Here is a 16,813-nt window from a genome sequence, read left to right on the forward strand (position 1 = left end):
AACAACCCGAGGGCGGGCCGGGTTGTCGGGCGGCAACCGAGAACGGAGACAGAGCATGGCAAGGACCGCGAGGAAGAAGGACGCCCCCGAGGGCCGCGTGCAGCTGGTCTTCGACCCCGACGCGCATGAGGAGGCGGTGCATCTCGACATCTCCACCGCCACGCGCCACGGCGACGTGCTGTTCCTCAGCTGCGACGAGACCGCCGGGATCGAGCGGCTGGTCCCCGGCGACGGCGCGTGGGGCGGCCATGTCCATGCCGGGCTGGGCGGGATCTTCGACCTGCCGGGCGGCGCCTCGGGCGAGATGGATATCGAGGGGCTGGCGGTCGACGGCGACTGGCTGTGGATCACCGGCTCGCAGTCGCTCAAGCGCGGCAAGCCCGATCCGGAGGACAGCCCGCAGGAGCGGCTCGCCGACATGGCGGAGATCAAATGGGACGAGAACCGCCAGTTCCTCGGCCGCGTGCCCCTGGAGCAGCGCCGCGACGGCCCCTGGCCGGTGAAGGCGGACGGCCCGCGCGAGGCGGCGATGCTGAAGCCGAAGAAGCGCGGGCGGCTGCGCAAATGGCTGGCGGACGACCCGCATCTGGGCCCGTTCCTCGACATCCCCTCGAAGGATAACGGGCTCGATGTCGAGGGCATCGCGGCGCGCGGCGACCGGGTCTGGCTGGGGCTGCGCGGCCCGGTGCTGCGCGGCCATAGCGTGATCCTGGAAATGCGGATGAAGGTCACCGGCGGCGGCTGGCTGAAGCCGCGCAGGATCGACGGCGAGCGGCGCTACATCCTGCATCTGCTGCCGCTCGGCGGTCACGGGGTGCGCGACCTGGCGCTCGACGGCGACGACATGCTGGTGCTGACCGGCACGCCGCTCGACGCCGGCGGGCGCTCGGCGATCTGGCGCTGGAAGGACGCCACCGGCCACCGCCAGGGCGGGGTGCGCGGCGCGCGCGAGGTCGCGCTGGCCCGGGCGCTGCCCTATCGCGGCAATACCGACAATCCCGAGGGGCTGGTCCGCTGGGAGGACGGCACCTGGCTTGTCACCCATGACAGCCCCGAGGACCACCGGATCGGCGACGGCTGCGTGCTGGAGGCGGATATCTGGCGGCTCGACGGCTGAACGGGGCCGCGGAAAGGCGGTGTTAACCGGGATGAATCGCGGCCGGGCGGGCTTAACTTCCTGGTAGGCCGCGATCGCCTAGCTGCCCGCATGCACCCCCATACAGGAGCCATCTGATGTCCGAGTTCGTCCAGTCCGTCGCCGCCAATCCCGTCTGCATCGGGATCATCATCTTCTATTTTGGCGTGCTCGCGGTGCGCCTGCGCTCCTGAGCGGGGCCCCGGAACGCGAAAAGGCCCGCCGGAACCGGCGGGCCTTTGCCATTCCATCCTGGCGGCTGCCTCAGACCGAGAGCGACGCCGCGCTTTCGGGCAGCTCCTCGTCGAAGCAGCGCTGGTAGAACTCGGCCACGGTCTGGCGCTCCAGCTCGTCGCACTTGTTGAGGAAGGACAGCCGGAAGGCATAGCCGATATTGCGGAAGATCTCGGCATTCTGCGCCCAGGCGATCACCGTCCGCGGGCTCATCACCGTCGAGAGGTCGCCATTCATGAAGGCGGTCCGCGTCAGGTCGGCGACCGTCACCATCTGGCTGATCTGCTTGCGCCCGGCGGCGGTGTTGTAATGCGGGTTCTTCGCCAGCACGATATTCGTCTCGGCGTCATGGCTGAGATAGTTCAGCGTGGCGACCAGCGACCAGCGGTCCATCTGGCCCTGGTTGATCTGCTGGGTGCCGTGATAGAGGCCGGTCGTGTCGCCCAGGCCCACCGTGTTCGCGGTCGCGAAGATCCGGAAGGACGGGTGCGGCGTCAGCACCTTGTTCTGGTCCAGCAGCGTCAGCTTGCCGTCGGTTTCCAGCACGCGCTGGATCACGAACATCACGTCGGCGCGGCCCGCGTCGTATTCGTCGAAGACGATCGCGCAGGGATTCGACAGCGCCCAGGGCAGGATGCCCTCCTGGAACTCGGTGACCTGCACCCCGTCCTTCAGCTTGATCGCGTCCTTGCCGATCAGGTCGATCCGGCTGATATGGCTGTCGAGGTTCACCCGCACCGCCGGCCAGTTCAGCCGCGAGGCGACCTGCTCGATATGCGAGGACTTGCCCGTGCCGTGATAGCCCTGGATCATCACCCGGCGGTCATGGGAAAAGCCCGCGAGGATGGCGAGGGTGGTGTCGGGATCGAACTTGTAGGTCGGATCGGCCGCCGGCACCCGGTCGGAGCCCTCGGCGAACCCCTTCACCTTCATATCGGTGTCGATGCCAAACACCTCGCGGACCGAGATCTCCTCGGTCGGCCTCGCACTCATATCCATCGTTCCGTCCGCCATGTCCGTCCTTTGGTCGTCTGCTCCGGCATGCAACATAAGCTCCGGGCGTGCAAGGGGAGGCGCGACAAATCCGCGTCCCTTGCGGCACGAAGCCCGGAATGCCGGTGCCGGGCGCCTGCAAGGCGGGCAGGGGACGGGCGGACGGGATGCGGGGCAGGACAGGGCAAGTGCCTGTCGGCAAAGGCCTTCCTGCGCGGCGTTCCGCCGGTCTTGCCGCCATGCCGCGCGGCCGGGCCGGGCGGCCAGGGCGGCTGGCTGTGCAGCCTCCGCGGCGCGCAACTTTGCGGCAGGCGGCGAGAATGTCGCGGCATCGCGCCCCGCGCGGGCGGCGCATCGGGCAGTCAGCCGGCCCCGCGCTGCGCGATCGCCTGGCCCGCCGCCCAGCCCGAGGACCAGGCCCACTGGAAATTGTAGCCGCCGAGCCAGCCGGTGACATCGACCGCCTCGCCGATGGCGTAGAGCCCGGGCACCGCGCGGGCCTCCATCGTCCGCGAGGACAGCCCCGCTGTGGAGATCCCGCCCGCCGTCACCTCGGCCTTGGCATAGCCCTCGGTGCCGGTGGGGCGGAATTCGAGCCCTTCGAGCTGCGCGGCGATCCGGTCCAGCTCGGCATCCGAGGTGTTGCCCAGCTCGGTCCCGTGGTTGATGCGCGCCGCCATCACCTCGGCCAGGCGGTTCGGCAGGAGCTCGCTCAGCGCTGCGCGCAGATGGGACCGGGGCGCCTTCCGGCGGGCCTCGCGCAGCCGCGCGGCGGCATCGGCGACCAGCGACAGGCTGACCGTATCCCCGGGGCGCCAGTAGGAGGAGACCTGCAGGATGGCGGGTCCCGACAGCCCGCGATGGGTGAAGAGCGCAGCCTCGGCGAAAGAGGCCGTGCCGGTCCGCGCCGTCACCGGGCAGGACACGCCCGAGATGTCGCGGAAGGCCTGCGCGTCCGGGCCGAGCGTCAGCGGCACCAGCGCGGGGCGGGGCGCCACGATGCCGAGCCCGAAGCGCCGGGCGATGTCATGGGCGATGCCGGTGGCGCCCATCTTGGGGATCGACGGCCCGCCGGTCGCCAGAACCAGCTGCGGGGCCCGCGCGCCCGCCACCCGGAAAAGCCCGTCGCCATGGCCGATCTCGCCGATCTGCGTCGACAGCCGCAGCTCGACCCCGCCGCGGGCGCATTCCTCCAGCAGCATCGCCACGACCTGCCGCGCCGAGCCGTCGCAGAAGAGCTGGCCCAGGGTCTTCTCGTGCCAGGCGATCCGGTGGCGCTCGACCAGCGCGAGGAAGTCCCACTGGGTGTAGCGCGCCAGCGCCGATTTGGCGAAATGCGGGTTCTCCGAGAGGAAGCACTCGGGCTCGGCGCCGGTATTGGTGAAGTTGCAGCGGCCGCCGCCGGAGATCAGGATCTTCTTCCCGGCCTTGTCGGCATGGTCGATCAGCAGCACGCGGGCCCCGGCCTGCCCGGCGGTGGCCGCTGCCATCAGGCCGGCGGCCCCGGCGCCCAGTACGATCGCGTCATAATCCATGCCGTCCCTCTAAGCCGCCCGCGGGCAGGGGAAAAGGCCCAATCGCAGCCTCCCGCGCCACCGGCCCCCGCCGCCGGCCGGGCCCGGCCGGACCGCATTGACGCTGTCCCGCCCTCGGTCCTGCGGCGCGCCTCCCGGATGTGTCCGGGGTCCCTGTGCGGCGCTTCGGATAGCGCCAGGCTGCCCGGCGATGAGGCGGCCTGATGGTGGCGTGGGGGCAGGACCTGCGCGCCCGCGGTCGCCGGGTGCCGTCCGGGGTGCCGAAGGTCTCCGCGGGCGAGAGCTGGCCACGCCGGCTGCCCTTGGAGGACGCGATGCTGGTGTCCTGGCGCGGCTTGCCCGGGCCGGTGCGATGCCAGGAAGCCCGCTCCTGCCGGCCCCGGCTGGGGAATTCGGTGCCGTCGCCACTGCTGCCGGAACGACTGGCGCAGCCACCGGCAGCGCGCCGAGGATGCAGCCGGGGCTTCCGCAGTGCCGTGCCAGCGCGCCCTGCTCGCAGGCGATACGGACGCCCGGGATGCCGGTGCCGGCGATCCGGCGCGGGCTGTCCCTGCTAGTCGCCGATCGCCGCCGGAATGCGGGCGGTGCCAGAGCGGCCGGCCGGAAGGTCGAGCAAGCAGCAGGCGCCGGGACACGCGTCGCTCCGGGCGACGCGCAGGTCCGCCCTCCGCGCGCGCCCGTCCTCCCGGCAGGGCTGATACCTGTGTTCGCGGTTTGCAGCAGGGTGCCGAAACCGTCTGCTCGGCCGCGGGGTCTGCTGGACAAGCCGGGGACATGGTCCTGAACGCGGCCAGGCTTGCCGAATTCCGGGAGCAGTCCGGGCCGGACCCGCGATCATTCCCTCCCTTACGGCGCTCTGGACTCCATTTCCGGGACACGGGTCGCGGTGCTCTGGCGCGCGAGCGGGAAGCCGGTGCGGCGGTGCGGTTCCTCTTGTCGCTGAGGCCGCGCAATCCGGCGGGCTGCGTCGGCCTGGAACCGGCACCGGCAATCCGGCGGTCCCGGCGCTGCGAGATCGCATGGCCGGCGCCGCAACAAAGGCAATGCCCGCATTGCCCGGGGGCGGCCTCTTGCCGAATGGTCAATGCCGTCAGGTCTTTCCCGGCAAGTCCCTCGGGACGACTTTGCCTTGCATCGCGGCGGCGGACGGCCTCTCGGGCTTGGCGGTCCCGTCTGCGAGCGTTTTCGACCCGGCTGCTCCGGGCATTTCGGGGCCGCCCTTCTCCGCCCATGGCAGCGGCACCGTTCGGACGTCGCCATCCCGCCTCCCTGCCTTCGGTCATCCGGGGGAGCTGCGCCTCGGTGAAACGGCTCTTCCGCCGTCAGTTGCGTTTTCGCTGCTGGGCATGTCCGGGGCAGCGCCGGGAGGGGCCGGCCGCGCCGGGAGGCCTGCGCTTGCGGGAGAGGGGGCGTCATGGCGGGACCGCGCCTTTTCGCCTGCCGTTCCCTGGGGCGTCTTCCTCCGGGGACGGGCCAACGGGAGACGTTGGGCCGTGACGTGCCCGGATATGCGCCGTGACGACCGGGCGTCCCTGCGCCGGACCGGAGGCGCGCGCCTTGGCGATGGCCCGCGGATGGCGGCAGGCAGGTCCGCCCGGCGGGCGGCGTGCCGGGGCGGGCGGCGCGCTGCGGGAGGTCCGGTCATGACCCTGACGAACCGGTGGAGCGCGGCGCATGGCGGCCAACGCGGGTCCCTGTCGCGCGCGGGACCCGAGCAGGGGAGCCTGGCGCGAGCGGCGCGGGGCCGGCGGCGGGCGGCCGCCGGGACGGAACGCCGCCCCTTGCGGCCTTGCCAGCGGCGCCCGGCCTGCCGATGGTGGCGCAAGTGACAATTGGGAGCGATAACATGACCGATCTCCGCTGGGGCATTCTGGGTGCCGCGAAATTCGCGCGCGAGCATATGGGGCCCGCCATCGCCATGGCGCCGGGCGGGCAGCTCTGCGCGCTGGCGACCTCGGCACCGGAAAAGGCCGTGCCCTTCCAGGTCTTCGCGCCGGCGCTGCGGATCCATGACAGCTATGACGCGCTGCTGGCCGATCCGGAGATCGACGCGGTCTACGTGCCGCTGCCCAACAGCCTGCATGTCGAATGGGCGCTGAAGGCGATGGCAGCGGGCAAGCACGTGCTCTGCGAGAAGCCGATGGCGATGCAGGCATCAGAGTTCGACCAGCTGATCGCGGCGCGCGACGCGGCCGGGGTGCTGGCCGCCGAGGCCTTCATGATCGTCCACCACCCGCAATGGCAGCGCGTGCGCCAGCTGCTGGCCGAGGGCGCGTTGGGCGAGCTGTGGCGGATCGACGGGGCGTTCAGCTTCAGCAATCCCGACATGGCCAATATCCGCAACCAGGCGGGCACCGGCGGCGGCGGCATCCGCGATATCGGCGTCTACGTGCTGGGCGCGGCGCGCTTCGCCACCGGGGAGGAGCCCTCGGAGATCGAGGCGCGGGTGCGCTGGGAGAACGGCGTCGACACCTATGCGCGGATGACGGCGCGCTTCGGCGGGGCGGATTACAGCGTCTTCACCTCGATCCGCATGTCGCCGCGCCAGGAGATGGTGTTCCATGGCACCGAGGGCGTGCTGCGGGTGACGGTGCCGTTCAATGCCCGGGTCTTCGGCGAGGCGCAGCTGCACCTGTCGCGCGGGATGACGACGACGGTCGAGCGCTTTCCGGCCGAGATGCATTACGAGCTGCAGGCCGCGGCCTTCAACCTGGCGGCGCGGGAGGGCACGCCCTATGCCTGCCCGCTGGAATTCTCGAAGGGCACGCAGGTGGCGATGGATGCGGTCTTCGCCGCGGCGCGCGATCTGTGAGCGGCGGGACGGGCGGAGAGGGGGAGGGGCCGGGTCGAGCCCGGCCCGGGACAGGGTTCAGAGCTCGATCGCGGTCATGACCTCGGGCTCGATCACGTCCACGCCCGGCAGCCCGGCCTTCAGCTCGTCCGCCGATTGCGCCAGCAGCGGGAAGGTCCTGTAATGGCAGGGGATCACCGTCTTGAAGTTGAAGAAGCGCTTCGCCGCGTAGGCGGCGCGCTTCATGTCCATGGTGAAATGCCCGCCCGCGCAGAGCAGGCCGATCTCGGGCTGGTGCAGCGCCTCGACCAGCTCCATGTCCATGGTGACGTCGGTATCGCCCGAGACATAGACCCGGCGGCTGCCGTCATCGAGCACGAAGCCCGCCTCGGAGCCCACGGCCAGCGGGCCGTTCTGCGAGGGCATGGTGGAGGAATGGACGGCATTGACCATCGTCACCTTCACCGAGCCGAGCGCCACGGTGCCGCCCTTGTTGAAGCCGACGGATGTCACCCCGGCGGTCGCCTCGAGATGGCCGACCAGGTCGAAGATGCCGACGACCGGGATGCCGAGCTCCTTGGCGATGTCGGCCACGTCATTGGCATGGTCGAAATGGCCGTGGGTCAGCAGAACATGGGTGGCGCCGGCGATGGCCTCGGCGCGGCGGTCCTCCGGGAACATCGGGTTGCCGGTCAGCCAGGGATCGAGCAGCAGGATCTGGTCGCCGATCTCGATGCGGAATCCGGAATGTCCGAGCCAGGTGAATTTCATGGGACTCTCCATCAGTTTGTCTCGGAGCAGACCCTAGTGCGGAGCGCGGAAAATGGAATGGTCCAGACAGCTCGACGGCTATTGCGAGCGCATTGACGCATCCCTCTGGGCGGAGCCGGTCAACGCGCTCACCAATCTCGCCTTCCTCGCGGCGGCCTGGATCATGTGGCGGCGCTGCCGCGGAGGGGGCCCGGCAGAGGCGCCCCTGCTGATCGCGCTCCTGGCGGCGATCGGCATCGGCTCGGGGCTCTTCCACACCTTCGCGACGGTCTGGGCGATGCAGGCCGACGTGATCCCGATCGGCTGCTTCATCCTGGCCTATATCTACTCGGCCAACCGCAATTTCTGGCGCCTGCCGGTGCGGGCCGCGGCGGCGGGGACGGCGCTGTTCATTCCTTACGCGATGCTGACAGTGCCGGTCTTCGAGGCGCTGCCCTTCTTCCGCATCTCGGCCGCGTACTGGCCGGTGCCGGTCCTGATCGCGGGCTATGCGCTGGCGCTGGCGCGGCGGGCGCCCGCCACGGCGCGGGGGCTCGGGGCCGGGGCGGGGCTGCTCGCGGTCTCGCTGGCCTTCCGCAGCCTCGACGCGGCGCTCTGCCCGGTCTGGCCGCTCGGCACGCATTTCCTGTGGCACCTGCTGAACGCGGCGATGCTCGGCTGGATGATCGAGGTCTGCCGCCGCCACTGCCGGGGCGTCCCGCCCGCCCCGCGGCAGGTGCTGCGGCGCGGGTGACACGGGACGGGCGTGGAGGTGAATGGTCCGGAGGGCGGGCTCATGCCCTGCGGACGGGCGGCTGCGCAGCATCTGGGCGGCCGGCCGGGCGAAATGCAGGGGAGAAGGGGCGTCGCGAAGATATCTGTGGCCAAGATGGCGGCAGTCGGGTCTTCTGGAGGCAGTCGGCCGGGGCCGCGGGGGCGTCGCCAGGATCGCAGAGGGAGGATTTCCGCCGCCGGGTCCTCCCCCGCCATGCCGTCGGCGGGGGCAGGAAGCGCCGGGATCCCGGGCGGCGCGGCCCGCCGCGCCCTTGCGGTAGAGGGACGGGAAGGCTAAAGCCGGTTCCGACCAGCCAGATGGAGTACGCATGTCGATCGACGAAGGCACCGCGGCCAAGGTGGCCAAGCTCGCCCGGATCAAGGTGGAACCCGATGAGCTGCCCGCCCTTGCCGCCGAGTTCAACAACATTCTCGGCTTCATCGAGCAGCTTGGCGAGGTGGACGTGACCGGTGTGGAGCCTATGGTCTCTGTAACGCCGATGCGGCTGAAGCGCCGCCAGGACGGCGTGACGGACGGCAATATGCAGGAGCGGATCCTGGCGAATGCGCCGGATGCCCGCGAAGGGTTCTTTGCAGTGCCGAAGGTGGTCGAGTGATGGGCGAGCTGACGAAACTGACGATTGCCGGCGCGCGCGACGCGCTGCGCAAGGGCGAGACGAGCTCGGCCGAGCTGACCGAGGCCTGCCTCTCGGCGATCGGCGAGGCGGGGGCGCTGAACGCCTTCGTGCACCACACGCCCGAGATCGCCCGCGCCCAGGCCGAGAAGGCCGATGCCAGGATCAAGGCCGGGGACGCGCCGGCCATGTGCGGCATTCCGCTGGGCATCAAGGATCTGTTCTGCACCCGCGGCGTGCCCTCGCAGGCGGCCAGCCGCATCCTCGAGGGCTTCACGCCGGAATACGAATCCACCGTGACCTCGAAGCTGTTCGAAGCGGGCTCGGTCATGCTGGGCAAGCTCAACATGGACGAATTCGCCATGGGGTCCTCGAACGAGACCTCGGTCTACGGCAATGCGGTGAACCCCTGGAAGGGCGCGGACGGCAAGTCCCTGACCCCGGGTGGCTCCTCGGGCGGCTCGGCCGCGGCCGTGGCGGCCGATCTGTGCCTCGCCGCGACCGGCACAGACACTGGCGGCTCGATCCGCCAGCCGGCCGCCTTCACCGGCACGACCGGGCTGAAGCCGACCTACGGGCGCTGCTCGCGCTGGGGCATCGTCGCCTTCGCCTCCTCGCTGGACCAGGCGGGGCCGATGACCAAGACGGTGCGCGACGCGGCGATCATGCTGGGCGCCATGGCCGGGCACGATCCCAAGGATTCGACCTCGGCCGATCTGGCCGTGCCGGATTTCGAGGCGGCCATCACCGGCGACATCCGCGGCCAGAAGATCGGCATCCCGCGCGAATACCGCGTCGACGGCATGCGCGACGAGGTCGCCAGGCTCTGGGATGACGGCGTGGCGATGCTGAAGGATGCAGGCGCCGAGATCGTCGACATCTCGCTGCCGCACACGAAATACGCGCTGCCGACCTACTACGTGATCGCGCCCGCCGAGGCGTCCTCGAACCTCGCCCGCTATGACGGGGTGCGCTATGGCCACCGCGCCAAGCTGGGCCAGGGCGACGGCATCACCGAGATGTACGAGAAGACCCGCGCCGAGGGCTTCGGCCCCGAGGTGCAGCGCCGCATCATGATCGGCACCTACGTGCTGTCGGCCGGCTTCTACGATGCCTACTACAACAAGGCGCGCAAGGTCCGGACGCTGATCAAGCGCGACTTCGAGCAGGCCTTCGCCGCGGGCATCGACGCGATCCTGACCCCGGCGACGCCGACCTCGGCCTTCGGGCTGGGCGAGATGGCCGAGGCCGATCCGGTGCAGATGTACCTCAACGACGTCTTCACCGTCACCGTCAACCTGGCCGGGCTGCCGGGGATCGCGGTGCCGACCGGGCTCGACGCCTCCGGCCTGCCGATGGGGCTGCAGCTGATCGGCAAGCCCTGGGAGGAGGGCGCGCTCTTGAACCAGGCGCAGGTCCTCGAAACCGCCGCGGGCTTCGCGGCCAAGCCGGAAAAATGGTGGTAGCATGAGATTTCGCGCGGCTCTTCTCTTGGCGGGGGCGGGCCTCGCGGGATGCTCTGCATGGCAGGGCGGCTCGACCGCTGTCGCACCGGTCGCCACGGCCGGGCTGCAGCTGGCGCCCTCGGCGCCCACCGGCACGGCGCCGGTCGCGCCCGCGCCCGATGCGGGCCGGACCGGCAGCCGCGGCGAAAACGGCGTGGTCCCCCTGGCGCGCGCCGAGGCGGGCCAGTTCGCCGTCCAGCCCTCCGCCGTGGCCGAGGCCCGGCTCCAGCCCTCCGCGCCGACCGGAACCAGCACCGTGGCCCCGGTCGCCGCCACGGGCAGCGTGTCGCTGCAGCGGGCCGGGATCCGGCCCTCCGCCGCGCCAGCCGCGCCGCGTGCCGCCAGCGTCTCCGCCGCGGCCAATCCGGTGAATTTCGCGCTTTCGACCTCGCATCCCGTCGGCCAGCCGGTCTATCCGCGCAGCGCGGGCGCCGCCGCCGCGGGCTGCGGCCGCTACGTCTCGGGCGTGGCCGCCCAGCAGGCCTTCCTGGAGGCAGGCGGGCCGCAATCCGACCGCCTGGGGCTCGACCCCGATGGCGACGGCTATGCCTGCAGCTTCGATCCGGAGCCCTATCGCCGTGCCGCCCGAAGCTGATCTTCCCGAAGCGGCGGGCGCGCTGTGGCACCCGTCGGCGAATTTCGGGCCGCGCCGCAATGGCGCGGTGCCCGACATGGTCGTGCTGCACTACACCGCGATGCAGAGCGCGGCGGAGGCACTGGAGCGGCTCTGCTCTGCCGAGCATGACGTCTCGTGCCATTACCTGATCGGCGCCGACGGCACGCTGTGGCAGCTGGTGCGCGAGGCGGAGCGGGCCTGGCATGCCGGGCAGGGCAGCTGGGGCGGGGTGAGCGACGTCAATTCCCGCTCAATCGGCATCGAGCTCGACAACCGCGGCAAGGGAAGCTTCGCGGCGGCGCAGCTGGTGACGCTGGAGCGGCTGCTGGCCGAGCTTCTGGAGCGCTGGTCGATCCCGCCCGAGCGGGTGATCGGCCATCAGGACATGGCGCCGGAGCGCAAGCAGGATCCCGGGCGCTACTTCCCCTGGCCGCGGCTGGCGGCGAAGGGGCTGGCGGTCTGGCCCGAGGGGCGCGCGGCGAAGGGCCGGTTCCTGGATTGCGCGCGGATCTTCGGCTATCCGGAGGCGGATGCGGGCTCGCTGCTGGCGGCCTTCCGCGCGCGGTTCCGTCCGGTCGCGGCGGGGCGGCTCTGCGAGGAGGACCGGCGGGTCATGGCCGAGCTGGCGGCACGCTTCCCCGTTGACGGCGGCGCCGGGAGGGGCTAGCCGGGGCGCGCGCGGATGGCTGGATGACCGCGGGCTCCGCAAGGGGCGCGAGGAAAGTCCGGACTCCACGAAGCAACGGTGCCGGGTAACGCCCGGCGGGGGTAACCCTAGGGAAAGCGCCACAGAAAACAGACCGCCGCGGTCCGCCGCGGCAAGGGTGAAACGGTGGGGCAAGAGCCCACCGCGGGACTGGCAACAGGACCGGCACGGCAAGCCCCACCGGGAGCAATGCCTAATAGGGGATCCGCATGGGCTGCTTCGGCCTCGAGATCCCGGGTTGGCAGCTTGAGCCTGTCGGTAACGGCAGGCCTAGAGGAATGGTCATCCAGGGGGGCAACCCCCGGACAGAATCCGGCTTACAGGCCATCCGCGCAAATTTCCGAAGAGACGCGATCCAGCGGAGACGCCCCTGCGGGGCGTCATTCCCCTTGCCCCCGCGCCGGGCTTGCGCCCGCCGCGGGACGCCGCCTGCGGGGGCGGGGCCGCATAGGTCTGCCGGTGCGGCGCGATCGCCGGGGCCGGAGGCGCTGGAGCTCCGGCTGGCGTGCCATGGCCGCAGCGGTTGCGCCCGTAGCCTGCCGCCATCCCCCGCGGCGGGGAGATGGCGGCCACGGGTCACTTGCCCAGGGCGATGCCCTCGCGGCGCGGATCGGCGCCGCCGAGCAGGCCCTCGGGGGTGATGGCGATGGCGTGGATGCCGGAATTCAGCTCGCGCGTCTCGGTCTCGAAGCCGAGCCCGGCCAGCGCCTCGGCCATCGGCTCCGCAGGCGTTCCGGCCTCGACATCGAAGGTGCCGAAGCGGTTGACCAGATGCGGCGCGGCGGCGGCGGCCTGCGGGTCCATCCCCCAGTCGAGCACGTCGATCACGTTCTGCGCCACGTAGCCGATGATCCGGCTGCCCCCCGGCGAGCCGGTGACATAGACCGGCGCCCCGTCCTTCATCACGATGGTCGGCGCCATCGAGCTGCGCGGCCGCTTGCCCGGCTCCACCCGGTTGGCGATCGGCCGCCCGTCGTCATGGCTGCGGAAGGAGAAATCGGTCATCTCGTTGTTCAGGAGGAACCCGCCCGGCGCCATCACCCGCGAGCCGAAGCCGTTCTCGATCGTCGTCGTCATGCTGAGCGCGTTGCCGTACTGGTCGACGATCGAGATATGCGAGGTCGAGGGCAGCTCGATGCTTTCGTCCGGCGCCCAGAGCATCGCGTGGTCGAAGGCGGGGCGGCCGGGCTCGGCCGTCTCCAGCGCCGTCTCGGTGCCGGCCAGCAGGTCGGCGCGGCCGCGCAGGTATTCCGGATCGGTCAGCCCGGCGGTCGGCATCGGCACGAAATCGCTGTCGGCCATGTAGAGCCCGCGATCGGCGAAGGCCAGCCGCGAGGCATCGCCGATCAGCCGCCAGGCGCGCGGGTTCGACGGGCCCATCGTGGCGAGGTCGAAATTGTCGAGCATGCCGAGGATCTGGCCGACGGTCAGCGCGCCGGAGCTGGGCGGGCCCATGCCGCAGACCTCGGCCGCGCGGTAGGGGACGCAGACCGCCGGGCGCTCGCGCACCTTGTAGACCGCGAGATCGTCGAGGGACAGCAGCCCGGGATTGTCCTCGGCGCCCGCGACTGCGTCGACGATGCCCTGGGCGACCGGGCCCTTGTAGAAGGCCTCGGCCCCGCCGGCCGCCATGCCGCGCAGGGTGCGGGCATAGGCCGGGTTGGCCAGCTTGTCCCCGGCCTTCAGCGGCTGGCCCTTGGGCAGGAAATAGGCCGCGGTCGCCGGGTAGCGCGACAGCCGCTCCTGGTCGTCGGCGACGAGCCCCGCGAGCCGCGGCGAGACAGTGAAGCCCTGGTCGGCGAGGTTGATCGCGTCGAGGAAGAGCCCGGGCCATTCCTTCTTGCCCCAGCGCTCATGCGCGGCCCGCATCAGCGCCGGGGTGCCCGGGGTGCCGACCGAGCGGCCGCCGACCACGGCGTCGTAGAAGGAGAGCGGCTCGCCCGCATCGTCCTGGAAGAGCGTCGGCGTCGCCTTCATCGGCGCGGTCTCGCGCCCGTCGAGCGTCGTCACCGCGCCCGTGGCGGCATCGTACCAGACCAGGAAGGCGCCGCCGCCCAGCCCCGAGCTCTGCGGCTCGACGAGGCCGAGGACGGTCTGCACCGCCACCATCGCATCCGCCGCCGTGCCGCCCGAGGCCAGCAGCTTCGCCCCGGCCTGCACCGCCAGCGGGTTCGCGGCCGAGACCATCCAGGAGGCGGCGGCGACGGGGCGGCCCTCGGCCTTGGCGGCGAGGGAGGCCTTCGCCTCGGGGGTCAGCCCGACCAGCGCGGCGGCGGGCATGGCCGCTTCGGGCGCGACCGCATCGGCAGCCTGCTGCGCGAAGGCGCCATGGGCGGCGAGAATGAGCATGGCGGTGGCGCCGAAGGCCCTGAGCGTCATGAGTCCTGGATCTCCCTGTTCCTGCTGATCGAAGGCAGCATTTTGCGGCGGCGACCGCAAGACACGGGATTTTGGAATTTCCCTCCTTGACACCGGGCGGCCTCTGGTCCACATGCGGGCCTCAGCTTTTCAAGGTGCAGGCTCCGTGCCCGCACCCCCGAAGGAGATACGACATGGCGAAGCCGACCACCATCAAGATCCGCCTGAACTCCAGCGCGGGGACCGGGCATTTCTACGTGACCAAGAAGAATGCCCGCACCATGACCGAGAAAATGGTGATCAAGAAATACGACCCCGTCGCGCGCAAGCACGTGGAGTACAAGGAAGGCAAGATCAAGTAAGATCGCCTTTCCTCCAGGACGACAGAGCCGTACCCTAGGGTGCGGCTCTTGTCGTTTCGGAGGAGGCCATGACCGTCACCAGCAGCCTGCGCCTGGCCGGGCCGGGCGATCTCGCAGCGCTCGACGCGCTTCTGGCGCGCAGCTATCCGCGGCTCCTGCGGGGGGACTATCCGCCCTCGGTGATGGTGCTGGCGCTGCCGCTGATCGCGCGGGCGCAGCCGAAGCTGCTGGCCTCGGGCAGCTACTACGTGGTGGAGCGCGGCGGCGCGCTGATCGGGGCGGGGGGCTGGACGCCGCGGCGGCGCGAGCCCGGCCGCGGCGACATCCGCCATCTGGTCTGCGATCCGGACTGCCTGCGCCAGGGCGTGGCGCGCAGCCTGCTGCAGCACAGCTTCGTCCGTGCGGCCGAGGCGGGGATCGAGCGGCTGAACTGCGAGGCCACCCGCACCGCCGTTCCCTTCTACCGGGCGATGGGCTTCCGCGCGCTCGGCGAGGTCGTGATCCCTCTGGCGCCGGGCATCGACTTCCCGGCCGTCCGGATGGTGCGCGAACTCTAGCCGACCGCCGGACCTGCCGCGCGGCAGGCGCCTGCGCCCGGCGGCAGTCCGCCCATCCTGCGCCGCCTGGGCAGGTTTCCGCCTCGCGCTGCCCCGTCCCGCCGCCGAGCGAAGCGCCGATGCCCGTCACTCGTGCCCCCGTTGCCGGAGAGCCCGTCTGGAATCGCTGCGCCCGGCTGCGGAGGGGACGTCCCCGCCGGGGCGTGCTGATGGCCACCCGCCGGCAGCATTCTCGCCCCCCTCTCGGGCCGTGTGCCGCAGGACTCGGAAAGCTGCGCTCTTCGAGAGCCGCGCGCGATCCATTCGGCGGTCCCCCGTGAGCTGCGCTGCTGCCGGGCGTGCCGCCTGCCTCATCCGAGGTCACGCGGCTGGGCTTGCCGCCAACGAGTGAAGGGGCTGGCAGCTTGGCTGGCAAGCGCAGGAACGACTGCGCCGGGCGAAAGGCCAGAGGGACGCTGGCGGCGCGCAGAGGCGATGCGAGGCTCGCCAAGCTGGTGGCGAAACAGGGCGTGCATCAGGGCGTGCATCAGCTGGAGGCTCCAGGCGGCGGCGCATCTCCGCAAGCGGGTCCGGTTCTTCGCGAAAACCGATCGCGCCAGCATTCCCCGAGCAGGAGAAGGCGCCGGGCAAGACGGGCGGGATCGCCGGGTCATTCTCGTGCGCCGACCTGGGGATGCCGGCCGGGCTCGGACCTATCCGCCCGACCGGGACGTCTGTGGGAGGCTCTGACCGGATAGCGTTCCGCGCCACCGGGCTGGACCGCCGCGGGGCCGCGGGCGGCGAGGAGAACGTGCAGCCCCGCGAGCGACCGTAGGACCGGACGGCCGTCCGCGGGTCCGGGGCGCGGTGCTAGCCCTGCAGCCCGGCGATCACCTTGGCCATCGCGTCGCGGAACCGCACGCGTTCCTCGGGGGGCAGGGCAGAGAGGGCCTGGGCGTTGACCGCCTCCGCCGCGGCCACGGCGGGGGCTTCGAGCGCGCGGCCCTTTTCGGTCAGCCAGACCCGCTGCAGCCGTCCGTCATGGGCGTCGCGGACGCGCTTCACCAGCCCGTCGCGCTCCATCCGGGCCAGGGTGTTGGCCATGGTCGCCTGCTCGATGTCGAGCCGCGCGACCAGCTCGCGCTGGCTCAGCCCGTCCTCGGCCCAGAGCTCCAGCATCGCCGGGAAGGTGCCCGGGCTCAGCCCCAGCGGCCTGATCCTTGCGTGGATCGCCCGGGCGAAGAGCCGGGCGAGGTGGTTGGCCAGGTAGCCGGCCGAGGTCTTGCGGTCGAAGCTCATGCCCGGTTGTCGCATTGCATAGCAGGCTATGCAATAGACCCATAGCATGCTATTCAATATCCGCGACTCGCCGGAGCCGGCCCGGCGGGCGCATGTTGAAACATAGCAAGCTGAGGAATATCCCGATGACTGCACGACTTGCCCTGGGCGCCATCGCCCTGTCGCTGATGCCGGCCGCTAGCCGCGCCGAGGTCACGCTGATCAATGTCTTCGAGGTCCCGCCGGGCCAGCGCGAGGCGGCGATCGAGGCCTGGGAGGCGGCGCGCGACTTCCTCAGGGAGCAGCCCGGCTACATCTCCACCGCGCTGCAGGGGGCGCTTGACGAGACCGCCGCGTTCCAGCTGGTCAACATCGCCACCTGGGAGAGCCCCGAGGCCTTCCGCGCCGCCACCGGCGCGATGCAGGCGGCGGGCATCTTCCCGCCGGTCGAGGGGCTGCGCTATCATCCGGGCCTCTACCGCACGATCCGCGGCGACTGAGCCCCGCCGGGCCCCGCCGGACGCAGCCGGGCTGCGGCACCTAGTGAGGTAGGAAAACCGCCGCAGCCGGCCTAGACCGGACTGACGGGGCAGGGCAGGCAGGAG

Annotated in this window: 15 protein-coding genes and 1 other RNA gene; 11 read left to right on the plus strand and 5 right to left on the minus strand. The window is 71.3% G+C overall.

The window, feature by feature from the left end; all coding sequences use genetic code 11:
- The first annotated feature begins 55 nt into the window (after window positions 1–55).
- Window positions 56–1,117: a DUF3616 domain-containing protein gene (locus tag FGX59_RS03800; RefSeq protein ID WP_138465189.1), complete on the plus strand. Its 1,062-nt coding sequence runs from the start codon at window positions 56–58 to the stop codon at window positions 1,115–1,117.
- Between the two features lie 282 nt (window positions 1,118–1,399).
- On the opposite strand, the gene cobS is transcribed toward FGX59_RS03800, so the two are convergent.
- Together cobS and FGX59_RS03810 are read right to left on the minus strand one after the other, a co-directional pair.
- The gene (gene cobS, locus FGX59_RS03805; protein WP_138465190.1) at window positions 1,400–2,383 is read right to left on the minus strand and encodes a cobaltochelatase subunit CobS; all 984 of its coding nucleotides are present in this window, start codon (window positions 2,381–2,383) and stop codon (window positions 1,400–1,402) included.
- Window positions 2,384–2,724: 341 nt separating this feature from the next.
- Window positions 2,725–3,897 carry an aminoacetone oxidase family FAD-binding enzyme gene (locus FGX59_RS03810; RefSeq protein ID WP_138465191.1) on the minus strand — a complete coding sequence of 391 codons (1,173 nt, stop codon included), beginning with the start codon at window positions 3,895–3,897 and terminating at the stop codon, window positions 2,725–2,727.
- 1,846 nt (window positions 3,898–5,743) lie between these two features.
- Between FGX59_RS03810 and FGX59_RS03815 the strand changes: the two genes are divergently transcribed.
- Window positions 5,744–6,709, plus strand: a complete 966-nt coding sequence (locus tag FGX59_RS03815) for a Gfo/Idh/MocA family protein (RefSeq protein ID WP_138465192.1) — start codon at window positions 5,744–5,746, stop codon at window positions 6,707–6,709.
- A 57-nt stretch (window positions 6,710–6,766) separates the two neighbouring features.
- Here FGX59_RS03815 and FGX59_RS03820 read toward each other — a convergent pair whose 3' ends face one another.
- Window positions 6,767–7,459 (minus strand): metal-dependent hydrolase, encoded by a 693-nt coding sequence (locus FGX59_RS03820; RefSeq protein ID WP_138465193.1) that lies wholly within the window; start codon window positions 7,457–7,459, stop codon window positions 6,767–6,769.
- Between the two features lie 52 nt (window positions 7,460–7,511).
- On the opposite strand from FGX59_RS03820, the gene FGX59_RS03825 reads away from it, so the two are divergent.
- The 6 genes from FGX59_RS03825 to rnpB all read left to right on the plus strand — a co-directional run bounded on the left by FGX59_RS03825 (window position 7,512) and on the right by rnpB (window position 12,010).
- Window positions 7,512–8,192 carry a ceramidase domain-containing protein gene (locus FGX59_RS03825; protein ID WP_138465194.1) on the plus strand — a complete coding sequence of 227 codons (681 nt, stop codon included), beginning with the start codon at window positions 7,512–7,514 and terminating at the stop codon, window positions 8,190–8,192.
- A gap of 349 nt (window positions 8,193–8,541) precedes the next feature.
- Complete coding sequence (gene gatC, locus FGX59_RS03830) at window positions 8,542–8,829, plus strand: Asp-tRNA(Asn)/Glu-tRNA(Gln) amidotransferase subunit GatC (protein WP_138465195.1); 288 nt, start codon at window positions 8,542–8,544, stop codon at window positions 8,827–8,829.
- On the plus strand, window positions 8,829–10,313 hold the full coding sequence (gene gatA, locus FGX59_RS03835) for an Asp-tRNA(Asn)/Glu-tRNA(Gln) amidotransferase subunit GatA (RefSeq protein ID WP_138465196.1): 1,485 nt from the start codon (window positions 8,829–8,831) through the stop codon (window positions 10,311–10,313). Before gatC ends, gatA begins: the two co-directional genes overlap by 1 nt.
- Window position 10,314: 1 nt before the next feature.
- The gene (locus FGX59_RS38600; protein WP_138465197.1) at window positions 10,315–10,947 is read left to right on the plus strand and encodes a hypothetical protein; all 633 of its coding nucleotides are present in this window, start codon (window positions 10,315–10,317) and stop codon (window positions 10,945–10,947) included.
- Between the two features lie 76 nt (window positions 10,948–11,023).
- Window positions 11,024–11,635 (plus strand): N-acetylmuramoyl-L-alanine amidase, encoded by a 612-nt coding sequence (locus FGX59_RS03845; protein ID WP_240722243.1) that lies wholly within the window; start codon window positions 11,024–11,026, stop codon window positions 11,633–11,635.
- Window positions 11,636–11,646: 11 nt separating this feature from the next.
- An RNA gene (rnpB, locus tag FGX59_RS03850) (RNase P RNA component class A) lies at window positions 11,647–12,010 on the plus strand.
- A gap of 240 nt (window positions 12,011–12,250) precedes the next feature.
- Here rnpB and ggt read toward each other — a convergent pair.
- Complete coding sequence (gene ggt, locus FGX59_RS03855; RefSeq protein ID WP_138465199.1) at window positions 12,251–14,053, minus strand: gamma-glutamyltransferase; 1,803 nt, start codon at window positions 14,051–14,053, stop codon at window positions 12,251–12,253.
- A 173-nt stretch (window positions 14,054–14,226) separates the two neighbouring features.
- On the opposite strand from ggt, the gene rpmG reads away from it, so the two are divergent.
- Both rpmG and FGX59_RS03865 read left to right on the plus strand, forming a co-directional pair.
- Window positions 14,227–14,394, plus strand: coding sequence for a 50S ribosomal protein L33 (gene rpmG, locus FGX59_RS03860; protein ID WP_007119221.1), 168 nt, complete (start codon window positions 14,227–14,229; stop codon window positions 14,392–14,394).
- 68 nt (window positions 14,395–14,462) lie between these two features.
- Window positions 14,463–14,951 (plus strand): GNAT family N-acetyltransferase, encoded by a 489-nt coding sequence (locus tag FGX59_RS03865; protein ID WP_138465200.1) that lies wholly within the window; start codon window positions 14,463–14,465, stop codon window positions 14,949–14,951.
- A gap of 849 nt (window positions 14,952–15,800) precedes the next feature.
- Here FGX59_RS03865 and FGX59_RS03870 read toward each other — a convergent pair.
- Entirely contained in the window at window positions 15,801–16,229 is a 429-nt protein-coding gene (locus FGX59_RS03870; protein WP_138465201.1) for a MarR family winged helix-turn-helix transcriptional regulator, read from the minus strand.
- Between the two features lie 125 nt (window positions 16,230–16,354).
- On the opposite strand from FGX59_RS03870, the gene FGX59_RS03875 reads away from it, so the two are divergent.
- A complete protein-coding gene (locus FGX59_RS03875; protein ID WP_240722234.1) occupies window positions 16,355–16,708 on the plus strand; it encodes an antibiotic biosynthesis monooxygenase in 354 nt (117 codons plus the stop codon).
- The last annotated feature ends 105 nt before the right edge of the window (window positions 16,709–16,813 follow it).

The organism is Poseidonocella sp. HB161398 (assembly GCF_005870025.1).
Taxonomy (GTDB): Bacteria; Pseudomonadota; Alphaproteobacteria; order Rhodobacterales; family Rhodobacteraceae; genus Mangrovicoccus.